Below are 16,645 nucleotides of genomic sequence, written 5' to 3'. Positions count from 1 at the left end.
CGGGGGGGTCAGGCTGCAGGTGTGGCGGGAACGTCCGGAGAGGCCGGAGAGGCCGGAGATTGCGGCGCGTCGGGAACTTCCGATGTGCCGCCCGTTGAAGCCAGTTGCTGCAGCAGCGGGGTGTTTCCGAGCAGGCGCTGTATCAGGGCACCGGCCTCGCCCTTGCCGTCCATGTAGGTCAGCAGATCCGACAATTGCTGGCGGGCCTCCAACAGCTGACGCAGTGCCGGCACCTGCCTGGCGACGGCCGCAGGCGAAAAGTCGTCCATGGATTCGAAGACAAGTTCCACAGGCAGTTGCCCCTCGCCAGTGAGCGAGTTGGGCACCAGCAGGGCGGTGCGAGGCTGCAGCGCCCGCATGCGGGCGTCGAAGTTGTCTACGTCGATCTCCAGGAACTGACGGTCCTGCAGGGGCGGGGGCGGCGTGGCGGGCTTGCCGAGCAGGTCGGCCATCACCCCCATGATGAAGGGCAGCTGGACCTTGCGTTCGGCACCATAGAGCTCGACGTCGTATTCGATCTGGACGCGGGGGGCTCGGTTGCGGGCGATGAACTTCTGACTGTTGGCCATGGGTGGAGGGCTTTGCGGAAGGTTGATGGGGCGCGGCTGTGTGCGGATGGGGATCAGGCCGGTTCTGGGAGCACGCCGTCCGTGCTCAGGCCAAGGGTGCGTGCGACTGATTCGGCGGCTTCCGGCGCCAACTCGCGAATTAATTCAAGGAATGTTTTGTCCATCAGCCGTTCGGCACGCAGGAGCAGCCACTGGGCGGGATGAGAGGGCTCGGTCTGTTCCAGGTAGCGGCGCACCGCCTGCAAGGCCCGGATCACATCGGCCCGGCTGTTGAGGGCCGCTATGTGGAAGGCGGCAGGGGCCGCCAGGGTTGTCTGCGCTGCCGGGCCTTGCGCGGGCGGCATGGCTGCTGCGGAGACCTCGGTACCTTCGCGCAGTGGGTCCGCCAGAGCAGATTGCAGCTGCGTCAGCAGGCGCATCAGCCGTGGTGTTTCGAACGCACCCTCCAGTGCATCGGTCTGACGCAAGGCGACCGACTCGACGTGCAGGGAGAGCGCCGCATGAATGCGACCGATGGCGGTGAGGGCGCGCAGCACGGCGGCCCTGACATCGTCTTGCCGCTCTGGCGAGCACTCATTCCATAGGCCTTGAATGAGGGAAATGGATGGCGCGGGCGCGGAGTCGTCCGCTGGCAGGGGCGTCTCGTTCAGGGCCTTTTCGATGTCGCCGATGCGCAGCGCGGCGAGGGGGCGGTCACGCCACAATGAGGCGTCGCGGAGGTCGCCGAGCAGGCCGGCCGGCTGGTCCATGGTGGACAACAGCCCGAGGCGCGCATAGGGGTCCGGCGTTGCGTCCGGGGCATCCGGGTCGACCTCGGGGCGGGGATGGAGCTCGTCCCAGAAGCGGTGCAGCCATTCACTGATCAACTCCAGAGCGACCGGCAGAGCGCTGAGTCCTTGCAGACGGATGCTGGCGCGCGACCAAGCCAGCGCCACGCGGAGGTCTCTTGACTGCGCCATGAGCGCCGCCGATTGCTGCAGGACCTCCGGCCAGGACGGCGGTTCCCCGGCAGCAAACTGGGATTCCGGCCGGCCGGCGAGACTGCGTTGCAAGGCCAGGAAGCCCGGCGTAAAGGAGAGGTCGGGGCCGCAAGGAGACGAATCGTCCAGCGGGGCGAGCCAGGCGGTGACATCGAGGGCGTCCATCGGAATTGAAGCGCAAGGGGAACATTGGCTTCAATTTATCGACGGCTTTGGAAGTTGGCCTGACCCGCGTCTGCTACCTAATTCTTGGAATTGACGCTTCAGAAATTGACTTGCGGGCCGGTCGATCGAGACGCGGCGCCACCGCCGCAATGCATGTCAGTAGGCTTCTGCCATTAATCGGAGAGTGGAGGCCTTAAACAAGTTGCTCAATGTGTATGGGTGCGCCGTCGGTGGGTTGTCCATTGAGGTTGTGATTTCTCAATGCTTCGAGTTGTGGTGCCCTGCAGGAAGCCGGTTCTGATGCGCTGGCGCGTCAGTGTCGGAGATCCCCGGGCCGCAGACGAGCGCCCGCTCAGTTGTGCTGCGACACTTGGCGAATGAGCACCAGGATCAAGCGCACCAGCCCCCAGTTCGTCTATCAGCTGCGTATCGAACTGCAGCACATCAAGCCGTTGATCTGGCGGCGCATCCTTGTGCCGGACACCATCAAGCTCGCCAAGCTGGACCGCCTGGTACAGGCGGCCATGGGCTGGACCAACAGCCATCTGCACGAGTGGCTGATCGAGCAGCGGCGATATGGCGTGCAGAATGACGATTGGGGCAACAGCGATGTGCTTGAAGACCGCAAGTTCACCGTTGGCGCGGTACTGGGCGAGCAAGTGCAGAGCTTCACCTACAGCTACGACTTCGGGGACGGCTGGGAGCATCACATTGCAGTCGAGGAGCGCCTGCCTGTGAAAGAAGGCCGCAACAACTGGGCCATGTGTTTGGCGGGCGAGAACGCCTGCCCACCGGAAGACGTGGGCGGGCCACCGGGCTACATGGACTTCCTGGAGGCCATGCGCAACCCGGTGCATGAGCAACACCTCAACTATTGGCGCTGGTGGGGCGGACCCTTCGATCCGACGGGTTTCAGCGTGAACGCCGCCAACATGGCGATCCGTAAGTTGCGCTGAGACCGGTCGGAATACGCCCTTGAAAGACAAAGGCCCCAGAGGCAGAGTGTTGAGCCTCCGCGAAACCCGGGTTGATTCAGGGCCTTCAGGCGTTTGACGTCAGAGACTTCCAACTGGCCGAAGTGCTTACGCCAAGCGTAGATCGTGGGCTCGCTGACCTTGTGCTTCTTGGCCGCCTCGGCCACCGTGGTGCGGTCTGCCTCGCGCAGGATCGCCACCATCTGCTCTTCCGTGAATCGACTCTTTCTCATGGGCTCCTCTTGGGATGGAGCCATCTTCTCTGGAAATCAATGTCTCGGAGAAACCGGGCAGGTCAGTATGAGCGTCGGTCGTTCCACGCCGATGGCCCCCTTTTGCCGCTATTTGGTGCCGTTCTTGTCGACAACACCAAAGGTGTTCCCTTCAGGGTCCTGGTAATGGACCCAGCGGGTTCCCAAGTAGTCACCAATCTCACTGCTGGGCCGAACGCCCTGCTGAAGGAGCCACGCCATGGCGGGCTCAAGTCGGCCCACGGCGAATGAAAAACGGCTGGATTGCTGCGCCGGCGTCTTCTTTGTGGAGGAGGCAATGCCGCCGGACCAGATTTCGAGGAGCGCTCCGCCGCCAATGCTGAAGATGTGACACCCGTCGTGCTTCTCGAGTGCTTCGAGGCCGACCTGTAGCTCATAAAAGTTGGAGACGAGGGTCAGGTCGGCAACGCGAAGCCCGACGTGGGCGATTCCATGTGAATGAAGCATGGTCGAGATTGTTATGCCATGACCGACTTGGTGCAAGTCTGACTGCGAACTTTGACAGGGGGGTGCGGACGATTTCTTGGACTACCTGGAGGTAGTTCATGTACTCATACGAGGACCGGCTTCGAGCCGTGCAGCTGTACATCAAGCTGGGCAAGCGCATCGGCTTGACCATCCGGCAGCTTGGATATCCGACGAAGAACGCGCTCAAGACTTGGTACCACGAGTTTGAGCAGCGTCACGAGCTGCGCTCTGGCTACACGCGGCCGGCGAAGTTTTCCCAGGCCCAGAAGGAACGGGCTGTCGAGCACTACCTCGAGCACGGCAAGTGCATCGCTGCGACGATCAAGTCACTGGGCTATCCCTGCAGGTCATTGCTGTTGGCCTGGCTTCAAGAGTTGCAACCGCGGACCACGCGCGTCGTCGGTCGAACGCAGGAGCTGGCGCCCGAGGCCAAGCAGTCTGCTGTGATTGCCCTCTGCACGCGCCCAGCCAGCGCGCAGGCGGTAGCAGACGAGGTTGGCGTGTCGCGGGGCTCGCTGTACAAGGGGAAGAATCAATTGCTCGGCGACGACGCACCCGCATCCATGAAGCGCAAGCAAGACGCCCCTGCAAGTTCTGACCGAGCGGACCTGGTACAGCAAGTCGAGACGCTGCGCCAGGACATCAGGCGACTGCAGCTTGAGAAGGACCTGCTGAAGAAGGCGAATGAACTCTTAAAAAAAGAGCTGGGCATCGATCAGCAGCCCCTGACGAACCGGGAGAAGACGCTGATGGTTGATGCCCTGAAGTCGACCTACACGGTGACGGAACTGCTGTACGAATTGAACCTGCCGCGCAGTTCCTACTTCTACCATCGGGCCCGGCTCGAGGTGGCCGACAAGTACGCCGACGTGCGTCAGGCCATGGCCAACATCTTCGAGCGCAACTACCGCTGCTACGGCTACCGGCGACTCCACGCGTCGCTGAGCGACCAGTGCGTGAAGGTCTCGGAGAAGGTCGTGCGCCGCCTCATGAAACAGGAATGCCTGATCGCTGCGACGAGCAAACGCCGCCGGTACGGCTCCTATATGGGCGAGATCAGTCCAGCGCCCGACAACGTGCTGAACCGAGATTTCAGCGCCGGTGCGCCGAACGAGAAGTGGCCCACCGACATAACGGAGTTCCAGATCCCGGCTGGCAAGGTGTACCTGTCGCCCATGATCGATTGCTTCGACGGGATGGTGGTGAGCTGGTCGATCGGCACCCGGCCTAACGCCGAGTTGGTAAACACGATGCTGGACGCTGCCATCGACAAGGTCGCAACCAGCGGCGAACGGCCCTTGGTGCATTCCGATCGTGGCGGTCACTATCGGTGGCCGGGCTGGCTGGCTCGAATCGCCGACGCCAAGCTGGTCCGCTCGATGTCACGCAAAGGATGCTCGCCGGACAACGCAGCATGCGAGGGATTCTTTGGTCGTCTGAAGACCGAGATGTTCTTCGCCCGCGACTGGCTATCGACGAACATCGATGAGTTCGTGGTGGCGGTGGACGCCTACATCCGCTGGTACAACGAGGCTCGGATCAAGAGCTCACTGGGCTTTCTCAGTCCTGCCCAGCATCGTCGGCGCTTGGGCATCGCCGCATCAATGACCGCCCATTGGGCGATGGGTTAGGAAAGCACAACGGCCTATGACTGTGGAACATGTCGTGTGACACAGTCCAAGTACACAGGCCGTCTGTGTCAGTCCCAGGCTACCGATGCTCCAAGAGGAGACGGACTGAAATTCGGTTGGTGGAGAGGAGGAGGATCGAACTCCCGACCTTCGCATTGCGAACGCGACGCTCTCCCAGCTGAGCTACCCCCCCAACGAAATTCACTATAGCAGAGTAGATTTCGCTTCCGCCTTGACGAAACCTCTGGTCAGGGGCCTGTTGCGGCGAGATGCGCGCAGCGCGTTTTCGTCTTTTACCAGCGGCACCCTTTGTCCCGCGCAGCATCCCGAATCAATGGGACCACCGCCACCAGTCCTTGGTCGGCATACGCCTTGCGGCAGTCTTGCTGACCGGCCCGTTTGAGCTGCTCAGCAAGCTTCTTGTCCTGCGGTTCCGGAGGCGTCGGGACCGCTTGAATGACACCGTAGGCGTTGCCACGGGGTAGGGCGGGACCACGCTGAGGACGGGGCGTCAGATCGAGGCGATTGGGCGCGTTGGGGGGCGTCGAGGCCGGTGTGGCGACGTCCTGCCCGGTACGCGAGCCCGCATCCGGAGCGCCGACGCTGGGCTGTGTGGTGCTCGGCACGCTAGACCCGTCCAGCGAGATGCGGTTTGAAGGGGTAGGTGACGTTTGCGTAGGCGCGAGTGCTGGCGCGGTCCGAGCCGCCGATGGGGTTGGCGGCGTGGTGGTGGTAGAGGGCGGTGCAGCGGTGGACGTCGTCGTGGACGTTGGTGCTGGCGTTGTTGCAGGCACAGGTGCCTGAGCCGGCACCGGCGTCGGTGCAGGCACAGAGGGCTGCGTCGGCGCCACGGTCGGCGACTGCGGCAGGGCCGGCGCCAGCGGAGGCAACTGAGGCGGCGTCGTCAAAGCCGCCGGCACAGGTGGCGGTGTGACGTTGGCCCGTTCCGAAGGGGTGCGCTCCAGCCGCCTCACGGTCGCCGGGCTCTCAGTCAGTGTGGGGTGCGCGGGCTCCGGCAATTGAAGCGCTGACGGCGTTTGCAACGGCACCTCAGCCGCCACCGGCGGGCGTCGAGCGGCCGGAAGCGGTTGCCGCTCAATGCGTCGCACCGTGGGCGCGCTCGGTGATTCACTCAAGGTCGGCCGCTCGGGCTCCGGCAATTGCAGCGCGGGGGGCGCCTGCATCGGTCCCTCTGGCTCTGCCGGCAGTCGCCGGTCGGCGGCTGTGCCTGCCGGTGGCGGCCGCTCGATGCGGCGCAGCGAACTGGCGCTCTCGCTCAACGTCGGTCGGGCAGGCTCGGGCAGACGCAAGGCTGGTGGCGCCTGCAAAGGTGCATCGGGCCGTGGCGTGGGAAGCCGCTGCGCCGCTTCCCGTGAAGGGGTGATCTGGCCCACTGGCGCCAAGCTGTCCGCAGGGAGCGACAAGGTGGCGCGCGGCGCCGCTGGTTCCGGTGAGGGCGACTGGGCGGCGGAAGGCGTGGCTTCATTGGCCGGCCCCTGCACCCGGGGCGCTGGGGCGGGCGTCGGCGGCGCAGGAGGCGCGGGCAAGGGCGGGGGCGCCACCGTCACTGGTGGTGGCGGTGGCGACGGTGCGGCAGGCGCTTGCGCGGGCTGTTCGCGCGTCGCTGTTGCTGTTGCTGGTGCTGGTGCTGGTGCTGGTGCTGGTGCTGGTGCTGGTGCTGGTGCTGGTGCTGGTGCTGGTGCTGGTGCTGCCGTGCTGGGCGCAGGCCGTGTCGGCGGCTCTTCGTCACCCGACAGCTTCTCGCCAGGTGTCTGCCGCCATTGGCCCTGGCGGGCCGCGCCAGGCCCGCGCTCCTGTTGGGCCGGGTCCGGCCGCACGGCGCCGCCATAGCGCTGCTCCCGCGCTGTGCCAATCGGGCCACGCTCCGGCAGGATCACTGCGGGCTCCCCAGACCCCTGCTCGAAGCGGTCTCCCTGCAGCCTGACACTGATCGCCCCCCACACCCCCTCGCCAGGCCGCGCAGAGCCCCCGGGCGAATTGCCGACCATCAGCACCACCAGCACATGCAGCAGCGCCGCCAGCAACAGGGCAGGGCCCAGATGGTTGGGGGTGCGCGGCGGATGAACGGGCGAGGCGAAGACGGCAGACAAGGTGGCTGAGGCGGTCAGGAGTCGCTCCAGGCGCAGCATAGCCGGGAACGTCACCTCGCCTGCACGTGATGCGGTTCGGCGAACCATTTGATCTGGATCAGCACCAATCGGTCCTTGCACACAATGATTGGAGATCCGATATGGCTGGCCTCAAAGATGGTGTTGTGATTAACGAGCCCGCATGGAAGGTGCCCGTTGTCGCGAGGAAGAAGCTGCTCAAGCAACCGGAGATCACCGTCAACATCGGCTTCGACACGTCCGATGTCAAGGAGATGCCGGACAAGCAGTTCAAGGCCTTCGAGCAGGCCTTCGAGAAGCGCTTCACGCCCGAGTTCAACAAGATGAGCAACGGCTGGTTCGGTGACATGCAAAAGACGATGGACACCACTGAGGACGCGCTGCTGCTGGTAGGCGAGCAAAAGGACCTCAAGGGAGATCCGAAAAAGCTGATGGAGGACATCGTGGACAAGGCCAATGCGCTGCTGACCAGCAAGTGCAAGACCTGGGTCGACATGGCCAGCAAACTGGCCCAGAAAGCTTATGACGAGGCCTACGCCGACTCGATCAAGGCCATGGACCTCAAGATCACCAAGGCCAAGGCCAAGATCGGTGTGAAGATCGGTATCGCGGTGCTGTTCACCCTGACCGCCACGGCGCTGGGAATCGCCGCCAGTGTCCTGAGCATGGGCGCGCTCGCGCCGGCAGTCATCGGTGCCATCGTCGCGGCGGGCAAGGCCCTGCACAGCTCTGTCACCGAGATCCGGAGCAACTGCAACGTGCTGGCCAATACCATCGCCGCGGCCGAGGAGGACATCAAGGCCATCATCAAGGCCAATGCGGCCATCTCGGCGGCGCAGCAAAAAACGGCTGACAAATTCGACCGGGTCAAAGCCTTTGCGGCCTATATGTCGACCGACCTCAATTCACTGGACAAGCATGTCGGCCAGTTGGACAAGTTCGTGGCGGTCACGCGCGACACAACGCTCAAGCAGATCAAGTCCCTGCAGGACATGGCGGACACCCTGGCCAAGGCCAAGGCGGGCACCCCGGAAGCCGACAAGCTGGAGGCCCGGATACTGGCCACGCAGAAGTCACTCGACGGGGTGCTCAAGGCCATGAAGGACATTGACGAGGTGCGTGCGAGTGCCAAGGAAGCCAAGACCGCAGCTCAGGCCTCCGATCCGGCAGCCGTCATCAAGACCATGCCCCGGCTGGTGCAGGCCTTGACCAAGGTCAAGAGCGCCTCTGGCCTGCTGGAGAAGGTGGCCGGGCCCATTCAGGACATCGTGTCCAACGCCCAGCAAATCGCCTGAAGCACCTGAAGCATCTCCTCGGGAGGGCCTGCAGCCAACGCGGGGCAGGCAGCGCTGACGCGTCAGGTGTTGGGGGCCTGGGTCAGGTCGGCACGGCGGGCGCCGGTGAAGCGCTTGGCCCAATAGGCCTCGCGCATGTCCTCCACGCGCACGGCACCGCCAGCGCGTGGGGAGTGGATGAACTTGCCTTCACCCACGTAGATGCCCACGTGCGAGAACGTGGCCCGCATGGTGTTGAAGAAGACCAGGTCGCCCGGCTTGAGGTCTTCCTTCTTGATCGAGACCAGTGCGGACATCTTGGCTTGCTCATCCGCACGGCGCGGCAGCACCAGGCCCACGCTCATCTCGAAGATGTGGCGAGTGAAGCCGCTGCAGTCAAAGCCGTTGCTGACCGAGTTACCACCCCGGCGATAAGGCACGCCCAGGAAGTTCATGGCCGAGAGAACCAGGTTCGATGCCCGGTCCCGCACTTCGTTCAGCAGACTGGGATTGCCGGCGATCGCGGCGTTCTCAGCCTGGGTTTGCGCCTGAGCTTGGGCCACGATGCCACGCTGCTGCAGGAAGCGGGAAACTGAATCACTGCCACCCACGGGACCGGCCGCGCCCATCATGGCGGTGGCGGTGGCGGGGAGGGCGGGCACTACAGGCGCCGCGACGGTGTTGGCAGCCGTGATGCTGGGCGCCCCTGCCGAATTGTTCTGGGCCACAGAGGCCACCACTGGCGCGGCGGCTGCGGCGAGGTTGCCCGCCTGGGCCGTCAGGGCTGTGCCCGTGGAGGGGGGCATCGTGCTGGGGGTGCCGCTGTTGCCGGCTGCGCTGTTCACACTCGCCGTGCGCATCAGGCTCTGGCCATAGGCGCCCATCATGATGCCGGCGGGCGGGGCGGTGTCAGCGACCTTGGCCACCGGTGCACGGTTGTCCGCGCGCCTGGCTTCAACGGTCCTGACCTCCGCCTTGTCACTGGCCTTGTCGGCCGTCTTGTCCTGGCTCTTCACGTCCGCCAGCTTGGCGTCCGTTTTGTCCTCGTGCGCGGCAGCGGATTCGGCCTTGTCAGCCTTGTCGCCCTTGGCCTTGCTGGTGGACTTGTTCTTGACCGATGCGTCGCGTTTGGCTTGTGCGCTCTTCGCCACCTTGGCGGGGGCCTTGGCTGTCTCTTTGGCCGCCTGCTTGCCAGAGGACTTGCTCTGGGCCGCCGCAGCGGGCTTGGACGCCTGCGCTGCCGGGCTTGCCTGCGCGGACTGCTGAGCCCAGCAGCTACCGGCCGTCAAGGCGCAAAGCAGCCCCAATGCGGCCGTGGCGCGCTGGACTTTTTTGCGGTGAGGAGCAGAAGAGGTGGGGCGGACAGTTCTCATCGGTATTGGGCGCGGAGCTTAGGAAGCAGTTCCACGCCGGTCAAGCGTTGGACCTTGGGGATTGCCCGGGGTCCGAGCCTGGCTTGGGGAAAGCCCTGGCCCTTGCGGCCACACCTCTCCCCGGAAAACCCGGATTGAACCATACAGGTCATGACAAAAGCTGTTTGCAGAAGTTTCCGTTGGTGAGTTCGCGTGCGTTTTTCGCGGGCGTGAACAGCACGTCAAGACCTGCGTTACGGGGTATGTGGCCTGTGCGGGCCGGTAGTTCGGTGGTCGGGTCAGTGTCCCGTCAGACGCTGTGCGTGAAATCAGCCCACGGCGCCGCGCAGAGTGCCCCCATGGAGACCCCCAATGACAGCGACCCGCTATCAGGCGTTCTACGACCGTTCGCTCAGCGACCCTGAAGGCTTTTGGTCTGAGCAAGCCGAGCTGATCGATTGGGGCCAACCCTTCCAGCAGGTCTGCGACGCCAGCCACCCGCCCTTTGTGCGGTGGTTCGTCGGCGGTACCACCAACCTCTGCCACAACGCGGTAGACCGGCATGCGGCGATGCGCCCGGACGCCACCGCCCTCATCTGGTCCTCCAGCGAGGTGGACCGCGAGGAGATCTACACCTTTGCCGATCTCCGGCGCGAGGTGCAGGCCATGGCCGCCGTGCTGCGCGCGCAAGGCGTGGGCCCTGGCGACCGGGTGCTGCTCTACATGCCGATGATTCCGCAGGCCGCCTTCGCGATGCTGGCCTGCGCACGGTTGGGCGCGATCCATTCGGTGGTGTTCGGCGGGTTTGCGAGCCATGCGCTGGCCAATCGCATCGACGACGCTCAACCGATGGTGATCGTGAGCGCTGATGCGGGCAGCCGGGGAGGCAAGGTGGTGCCCTACAAGCCGCTGCTGGATGAGGCCCTGCGGCTCGCCAAATCTCCACCCCGCTGTGTGCTGATGGTGGACCGGGGCCTGAGCGACTTTCATCGCGAGCCCGGTCGGGACCTTGACTACGAACCCCTGCGCCAGGCCCACCTGCACGAGGAGGTGCCGTGTGTCTGGATGCCCGCGGACGCCCCCAGCTACACGCTCTACACCAGCGGCACCACCGGTCGGCCCAAGGGCGTGCAGCGGGACATTGGCGGTTACGCCGTGGCGCTGGCCGCCAGCATGCGGCATATCTTTGACGGCCGGCCAGGGGAGACCTTCTTTTCCACCAGCGATATTGGCTGGGTGGTGGGCCACAGCTACATCGTCTATGGCCCCTTGATCGCCGGCATGGCGACGCTGATGTATGAGGGGCTGCCCACGCGCCCGGATGCCGGTGTGTGGTGGCGCCTGGTCCAACGCCATCAGGTGACGCTGATGTTCAGCGCACCAACGGCTGTGCGCGTGCTCAAAAAGCAGGATCCAGCCTTCCTCACCCGCCACAACCTCAGCAGCCTGCGCGCACTGTTCCTGGCGGGCGAGCCGCTGGACGAACCCACGGCGCGCTGGATCGCCGAGGGGCTGGGCAAACCCATCATCGACAACTACTGGCAGACGGAGACCGGCTGGCCCATCCTGACGCTGGCGCGGGGCGTGGCGCCCATCGAACCCCGGTGGGGGTCGCCCGGCGTGCCCATGTACGGCTATCGCGTCCAGCTGGTGGATGAGCAGACCGGGGACGTGCTGGAGGGGGCCCACCGCAAGGGCCTGCTGGTCATCGAGGGGCCGTTGCCGCCCGGCTGCATGCAGACCGTGTGGCGCGATGATGAGCGTTTTGTGCGTACCTATTGGTCCAGTGTGCCCGGCCGCCAGGTCTATTCCACCTTTGATTGGGCCATGCGGGATGAGCAGGGCTATTACTTCATCCTCGGCCGCAGCGACGACGTGATCAATGTGGCCGGCCACCGCCTGGGCACGCGCGAGATCGAGGAGTGCATTGCCGGCCATGCCGCCGTGGCCGAAGTGGCGGTGGTGGGGGTGGCCGACGCGTTGAAGGGCCAGGTGGCCCTGGCCTTTGTGGTGCTGCGGGATCCGGCGCGTGCGGCCACGCCGTCACTGGCGCTCGCGCTGGAGGGTGAGATCATGAAGAAGGTCGATGGCGAACTGGGGGCCGTGGCTCGCCCGGCCCGGGTGCGGCTGGTGACGGCCTTGCCCAAGACACGCTCCGGCAAGCTGCTGCGCCGCGCGCTGCAGGCGGTGGCGGAAGGCCGCGAGACCGGCGATCTCAGCACCATCGAAGACCCGACGTCGCTGGAGCAGGTCAGGGCGCTGCTGTTGGCAGACCGCTGATCACCGGGCGCAGGCCGCGCCAGTCCTCGCGGATGAAGTGCAGCACGGCATCTTCGTGATGGGCGCCAATGATGCGGTGCGCCGCCTGCTTGACGTCGTCGCTGGCATTGGAGACGGCCACCGCATGGTGGGCGGCCCGCAGCATGGTGAGGTCGTTGACCTGATCGCCGAAGACCACCAGTTCACGGTCATGCAGCTGATAGCGCTGGGCGAGGGTGGCGATGGCCTGGTCCTTGCTGGCGCTGCGGTCATGCACATTGAGCCAGGGCCAGCCGCGCAGGTAGATGTCCTCGGCCAGGTGGGTGGTGACCCGGTCACCGCACAGGGCGTGGATCTCGGCCTGCAAGGCGGCCAGCGGCTCGGCACGGTCCACGACCAGCAGGGTGACCAGCGGGTCGTGCAACTGGTCCTGCAGGCGGTCCACCTGGCGCAGGCGCGGGTCCGCGTTGAGCTGGCGTTCGGTCACGAAGCGCTGTTGCCCTTCGTTGTGCACCTCCTGCCAGAACAACTGGTCGCCCTTGGGGCCATGGGTGGCAATGAAGGGCATGAGCCCGAGCCGCCGCGTCAAGGCAAAGATCGCCTGGCCGGTGGCCGGGTCCATCGCGTTGACCAGTTCGTGCTGGCCGGTGCGCAGGTCGCTGATGTAGGCGCCGTTGGATGACACCACCGGCAGGCTGATGGGCAAACCCTGCAGGATGCGGGCGATGGACATCACGTGCCGGGCGCTGGCCACGGTGAAGGCCAGGCCCTCGTGGAGCAATTCGACCAGGCCGTCGCGGGTGGCGGAGGAAAGGCGGGCCTGGGGGTCGAGCAGGGTGCCGTCCAGGTCAGAGACGTAGAAGCGCATAGATTCCGGTAGGTTCAGCGAACAGCCGCGCGCTCTGCATCCTACGCCGACGTTCGGGCATCGGATACTTGCTCCATGCCAGAAGTGCCATCTTCCTCCCCCGCATCCGCGTCCTCTTCCAGCGACACCACGCCGCTGCACCCCTTGACCGGCCGCCCGGTGCTGGACGCCGCCACGCACCGCTACCTGCCCTGGGTGGTGGCGCTGGCGTTCTTCATGCAGACGCTGGACACGACCATCCTGAACACCGCCTTGCCGGGCATGGCGCGGGACCTGGGCGAAAACCCGTTGCGCATGCAGTCCGCGGTGGTGGCCTACTTGCTGACGGTGGCGCTGCTGATCCCGGCCTCCGGCTGGCTGGCGGACCGCTTCGGCACCCGCAGCGTCTTCCTGTGGGCCATCGGGCTGTTCACTGGCGGCTCGCTGTTGTGCGCGTTGGCGCCCAGCCTCCAGGTGCTGGTGTTGGCCCGGGTGGTGCAGGGGCTGGGTGGGGCCTTGCTGGTGCCGGTCGGGCGGCTGGTGGCATTAAAGGCCTTCCCGAAGGCGGAGTTCCTGCGGGTGATGACCTTCATCAGTCTGCCGGGCCTGGTCGGGCCGTTGATGGGGCCGACGCTGGGCGGGGTGCTCACGCAGTACGCCAGCTGGCACTGGATCTTCCTGATCAACCTCCCCGTGGGGCTGGTGGGCGCGATGGCGTGCAGGCGCTATATGCCGCAGCTCAAGGGCGCGGGGCGGCAGCGTTTCGACTGGAGCGGGTATGCGTTGTTCAGCTTCGGGTTGATGCTGATGTCGCTGGCGCTGCAGGGGTTTGGGGAACACGTGGTGAGCGTGGCCATCTGCCTGGTGATGCTGGTGGCCGGGGTGGCCTGCATGATGACCTACTGGCTGCAGGCCAGCCGCACGGAGGCGCCGCTCTTCACGCCAGCGCTGTTTGCGGTGCCGACGTTCCGGATCGGCCTGCTGGGGAATATCTTCGCGCGGCTGGGCAGTGGCGCGACCCCATTCCTGACGCCGTTGTTCCTGCAACTGGGGCTGGGGTTTTCGCCGAGCGAGGCGGGGCTGTCGATGATCCCGTCGGTGCTGGGCGCGATGTTCACCAAGACACTGGCCATCCGGCTGATCCGCTGGGGCGGCTATCGGCGGGTGCTGATCGTCAATACGCTGCTGCTTGGCGCGCTGATCGCGAGCTTTGCGCTGATCCCGCGTGGGGTCGGCCATGTGTGGCTGGCGATCCATCTGGGGATCTTCGGGATGGTGAACAGCATGCAGTTCACGGCCATGAATACGCTGACCCTGGGCGACCTGGATGAACGGACCGCCAGCAGCGGCAACAGCCTGCTGGCGGTGGTGATGCAGCTGTCGATGAGCCTGGGCGTGGCCACGTCGAGCGCCTTCCTGCTGCTGTTCTCGCAAGGGGTGGCGCGCACGGACGGGCCGGCGATGGTGCCAGCGTTCCACGCGACCTTCCTGGCGCTGGGGGCGATGGCGGCCGTGGCCGCATTCATTTTCAATCAGCTGCGCCTGGATGAGGGCACGGCGCAGGAGAGCGCGGAGTCGAAGTTGAGCGAGTAGGGCTTCACGAGCCAGCCAGCCAGCCAGGCAGGCAGCCAGGCAGCCGCCGAGCTGGACATGGAGCGCCTCGCCGCGAGCGATGGTCGACGAAAAACACCGCCCGTAGGCGGTGTTGGTGGTGCGTCGATACGTGGGGCTGCGCGTTACAGCACTTCTGAAGCAAAGTCCGCCAGTCGCGAACGCTCGCCACGCGCCAGCGTCACATGCCCGCTGTGGGCCCAGCCCTTGAACTTGTCCACCGCGTAGGTGAGGCCGGAGCTGCCTTCGGTCAGGTACGGGGTGTCAATCTGGGCCAGGTTGCCCAGGCAGACGATCTTGGTGCCCGGGCCCGCGCGGGTGATCAAGGTCTTCATCTGTTTGGGTGTCAGATTCTGGGCCTCGTCAATGATCACGTACTTGTTCAGGAAGGTGCGGCCGCGCATGAAGTTCAGGCTCTTGATCTTGATCTTGCTGCGGACCAGGTCATTCGTGGCCGCGCGCCCCCACTCGCCGGCCGTGCTGTCGCCGCGCGCCAGCACTTCCAGGTTGTCGTCCAGAGCGCCCATCCACGGGCCCATCTTTTCTTCTTCCGTGCCGGGCAGGAAACCAATGTCCTCGCCCACCGGCACCGTCACCCGCGTGACGATGATTTCGCTGTAGCGGCGCTCGTCCAGCACCTGGGAGAGGCCCGCCGCCAAGGTCATCAGTGTCTTGCCGGTGCCGGCAGAGCCGGTGAGGGTGACGAAGTCGCAGTCCGGGTCCATCAGCAGGTTCAAGGCGAAGTTCTGCTCCCGGTTGCGGGCCGTGACACCCCAGACCGATTGCTTCTGGTGGCCATAGTCCTTCAGCGTGCGCAGCACCGCCGTCTTGCCGGTGATCTCCTGCACCTTGGCATACAGCGGCGCGGCGCCCGGTGCCTCCAGGTAGATCAACTGGTTGATCAGCAGCGTGGGCACCAGCGGACCGCTGATGCGGTAGTAGGTGGTGCCACCCTGGTTCCAGCTCTCCATGGTCTTGCCATGTCGCTCCCAGAAGTCGGCAGGCAGTTGCTGCACGCCGGTGTAGAGCAGGTCGGAATCTTCCAGCGTCTTGTCGTTGCGGTAATCCTCCGCTGCGAGACCCAGCGCACGCGCCTTGATGCGCATGTTGATGTCCTTGGACACCAGCACGACTTCCCGGCCCGGTTGCTGCTGCTTCAGGGCCTGGACCACGCCCAGAATCTGGTTGTCCGCCTTGCCTTGCGGCAAACCTTGCGGCAGCGGAGTGTCAATCAGGCTGGTCTGGAAGAAGAGTTTGCCGCCCGCATCGCGGTGGCCGGTTTCGCTCAGCGCCAACCCCTTGGACATTTCCTCGACGGAACTGGACTGGAGCGCGGCCGCCAAGGCGTCCAGCTCACGGCTGACCTGGCGCACATTGCGCGCGACTTCCGTCATGCCCTTCTTATGGCCGTCCAGCTCCTCCAGGGTGATCATGGGGAGGTAGATGTCGTGTTCCTCGAAGCGGAACAAGGACATCGGGTCGTGCATCAGCACGTTGGTGTCCAGCACGAACAGCTTGGGGTCCCCCACCGGTTTGCGCGCACGGGCCCGGTTGGACGCCGGTTTGCGGGCGGGCGTCTTGTCCGCCGCCGGCACCAGTGCCAGCGACGGCGTGCTGCCGCCGCCGCGAGCCTCGGTGTTGTCGGCCTTGGCACGGGACGGCTGCGTCACGGGGGCGTGCGAAGCGGCCACGGCCTGGGAGACCGGGGTGGGTGGGGCAAGCAAGGCCGAGGACGCCCCATGGGGCAGCGCGGCAGACGAGGCTGCTGCACCGGCGGGGCGTTTGCTGGGCTGGAGATTGTTGGCGAAAGCGTCGGAATCTAGGCGGCTGGCGCGCTTGGTCGGTGGCTTGGGCAGTGGCATGTGCGAGTGAGCGGGGCAAGCGTGGAGAGCCTGGGTCCGAGCGGACCAGGAGTCATGCCCCAGCGGCCGTTGGTGCGCAAGAGGCCGGAGGTATCGGCGGCTTCATTCGGACCAAGGTCAGGCGCGAGACTGCTGCCCAGAAGACAAAAAGCCGCACCTGGGGCGGGGCGGCTCGTCCTTGGGAATTCTGCAGTCAGGCACAGGGGCATGCGGTTGATTATGCACAAGTCGTGCCCGGTCCCCGGTGACGAG

At 65.4% G+C, this 16,645-nt stretch carries 12 protein-coding genes, 1 tRNA gene and 1 pseudogene; 5 read left to right on the top strand and 9 right to left on the bottom strand.

Features of this window, described 5'->3' with window-relative positions:
- Positions 1-8 precede the first annotated feature (8 nt).
- On the bottom strand, positions 9-569 hold the full coding sequence (gene tssB / locus BMY53_RS00345) for a type VI secretion system contractile sheath small subunit (RefSeq protein ID WP_092942300.1): 561 nt from the start codon (positions 567-569) through the stop codon (positions 9-11).
- A 53-nt stretch (positions 570-622) separates the two neighbouring features.
- Entirely contained in the window at positions 623-1,714 is a 1,092-nt protein-coding gene (locus BMY53_RS00340; protein ID WP_092942297.1) for a type VI secretion system protein TssA, read from the bottom strand.
- A 377-nt stretch (positions 1,715-2,091) separates the two neighbouring features.
- Here BMY53_RS00340 and BMY53_RS00335 point away from each other — a divergent pair, with 377 nt between their 5' ends.
- The gene (locus BMY53_RS00335; RefSeq protein ID WP_092942294.1) at positions 2,092-2,670 is read left to right on the top strand and encodes a plasmid pRiA4b ORF-3 family protein; all 579 of its coding nucleotides are present in this window, start codon (positions 2,092-2,094) and stop codon (positions 2,668-2,670) included.
- A 59-nt stretch (positions 2,671-2,729) separates the two neighbouring features.
- Here BMY53_RS00335 and BMY53_RS00330 read toward each other — a convergent pair.
- Together BMY53_RS00330 and BMY53_RS00325 are read right to left on the bottom strand one after the other, a co-directional pair.
- Positions 2,730-2,921 (bottom strand): annotated as a pseudogene (locus BMY53_RS00330) (transposase); the annotation flags it as partial.
- A 108-nt stretch (positions 2,922-3,029) separates the two neighbouring features.
- Positions 3,030-3,407: a VOC family protein gene (locus BMY53_RS00325; protein WP_092942291.1), complete on the bottom strand. Its 378-nt coding sequence runs from the start codon at positions 3,405-3,407 to the stop codon at positions 3,030-3,032.
- A gap of 98 nt (positions 3,408-3,505) precedes the next feature.
- Between BMY53_RS00325 and BMY53_RS00320 the strand changes: the two genes are divergently transcribed.
- A complete protein-coding gene (locus BMY53_RS00320; protein WP_092942288.1) occupies positions 3,506-5,059 on the top strand; it encodes an IS3 family transposase in 1,554 nt (517 codons plus the stop codon).
- Between the two features lie 117 nt (positions 5,060-5,176).
- Here BMY53_RS00320 and BMY53_RS00315 read toward each other — a convergent pair.
- Positions 5,177-5,252, bottom strand: a tRNA-Ala gene (locus tag BMY53_RS00315).
- 100 nt (positions 5,253-5,352) lie between these two features.
- Complete coding sequence (locus BMY53_RS25245; RefSeq protein WP_177200643.1) at positions 5,353-7,224, bottom strand: hypothetical protein; 1,872 nt, start codon at positions 7,222-7,224, stop codon at positions 5,353-5,355.
- A gap of 86 nt (positions 7,225-7,310) precedes the next feature.
- On the opposite strand from BMY53_RS25245, the gene BMY53_RS00305 reads away from it, so the two are divergent.
- Positions 7,311-8,483, top strand: coding sequence for a hypothetical protein (locus BMY53_RS00305; protein WP_092942285.1), 1,173 nt, complete (start codon positions 7,311-7,313; stop codon positions 8,481-8,483).
- 62 nt (positions 8,484-8,545) lie between these two features.
- Here BMY53_RS00305 and BMY53_RS26780 read toward each other — a convergent pair whose 3' ends face one another.
- Positions 8,546-9,835: a C40 family peptidase gene (locus tag BMY53_RS26780; protein WP_404947840.1), complete on the bottom strand. Its 1,290-nt coding sequence runs from the start codon at positions 9,833-9,835 to the stop codon at positions 8,546-8,548.
- A gap of 351 nt (positions 9,836-10,186) precedes the next feature.
- Here BMY53_RS26780 and BMY53_RS00295 point away from each other — a divergent pair, with 351 nt between their 5' ends.
- Complete coding sequence (locus BMY53_RS00295) at positions 10,187-12,094, top strand: propionate--CoA ligase (protein ID WP_092942282.1); 1,908 nt, start codon at positions 10,187-10,189, stop codon at positions 12,092-12,094.
- On the opposite strand, the gene BMY53_RS00290 is transcribed toward BMY53_RS00295, so the two are convergent.
- Positions 12,066-12,941 (bottom strand): HAD family hydrolase, encoded by an 876-nt coding sequence (locus BMY53_RS00290; protein WP_092942279.1) that lies wholly within the window; start codon positions 12,939-12,941, stop codon positions 12,066-12,068. The genes BMY53_RS00295 and BMY53_RS00290 overlap by 29 nt on opposite strands.
- 75 nt (positions 12,942-13,016) lie before the next feature.
- On the opposite strand from BMY53_RS00290, the gene mdtD reads away from it, so the two are divergent.
- On the top strand, positions 13,017-14,513 hold the full coding sequence (mdtD, locus tag BMY53_RS00285; protein WP_092942276.1) for a multidrug transporter subunit MdtD: 1,497 nt from the start codon (positions 13,017-13,019) through the stop codon (positions 14,511-14,513).
- 143 nt (positions 14,514-14,656) lie between these two features.
- On the opposite strand, the gene BMY53_RS00280 is transcribed toward mdtD, so the two are convergent.
- The gene (locus BMY53_RS00280; protein ID WP_092942273.1) at positions 14,657-16,393 is read right to left on the bottom strand and encodes a PhoH family protein; all 1,737 of its coding nucleotides are present in this window, start codon (positions 16,391-16,393) and stop codon (positions 14,657-14,659) included.
- Positions 16,394-16,645: the final 252 nt, after the last annotated feature.

Origin of the sequence: Roseateles sp. YR242, assembly GCF_900109745.1 — a bacterium.
GTDB lineage: Bacteria > Pseudomonadota > Gammaproteobacteria > Burkholderiales > Burkholderiaceae_C > Roseateles.
Note: the sequence above shows the minus strand (reverse complement) of the source record. Positions and strands in the feature narration are given on the sequence as shown.

Excerpts from the sequence above, each read along its gene's own strand:
- BMY53_RS00335 (WP_092942294.1), top strand. The coding sequence starts at position 2,092 with ATGAGCACCAGGATCAAGCGCACCAGCCCCCAGTTCGTCTATCAGCTG.
- BMY53_RS00280 (WP_092942273.1), bottom strand. The coding sequence starts at position 16,393 with ATGCCACTGCCCAAGCCACCGACCAAGCGCGCCAGCCGCCTAGATTCC.
- BMY53_RS26780 (WP_404947840.1), bottom strand. The coding sequence starts at position 9,835 with ATGAGAACTGTCCGCCCCACCTCTTCTGCTCCTCACCGCAAAAAAGTC.
- tssB (WP_092942300.1), bottom strand. The coding sequence starts at position 569 with ATGGCCAACAGTCAGAAGTTCATCGCCCGCAACCGAGCCCCCCGCGTC.
- BMY53_RS00325 (WP_092942291.1), bottom strand. The coding sequence starts at position 3,407 with ATGCTTCATTCACATGGAATCGCCCACGTCGGGCTTCGCGTTGCCGAC.
- mdtD (WP_092942276.1), top strand. The coding sequence starts at position 13,017 with ATGCCAGAAGTGCCATCTTCCTCCCCCGCATCCGCGTCCTCTTCCAGC.
- BMY53_RS00320 (WP_092942288.1), top strand. The coding sequence starts at position 3,506 with ATGTACTCATACGAGGACCGGCTTCGAGCCGTGCAGCTGTACATCAAG.
- BMY53_RS00340 (WP_092942297.1), bottom strand. The coding sequence starts at position 1,714 with ATGGACGCCCTCGATGTCACCGCCTGGCTCGCCCCGCTGGACGATTCG.
- BMY53_RS00295 (WP_092942282.1), top strand. The coding sequence starts at position 10,187 with ATGACAGCGACCCGCTATCAGGCGTTCTACGACCGTTCGCTCAGCGAC.
- BMY53_RS00290 (WP_092942279.1), bottom strand. The coding sequence starts at position 12,941 with ATGCGCTTCTACGTCTCTGACCTGGACGGCACCCTGCTCGACCCCCAG.
- BMY53_RS00305 (WP_092942285.1), top strand. The coding sequence starts at position 7,311 with ATGGCTGGCCTCAAAGATGGTGTTGTGATTAACGAGCCCGCATGGAAG.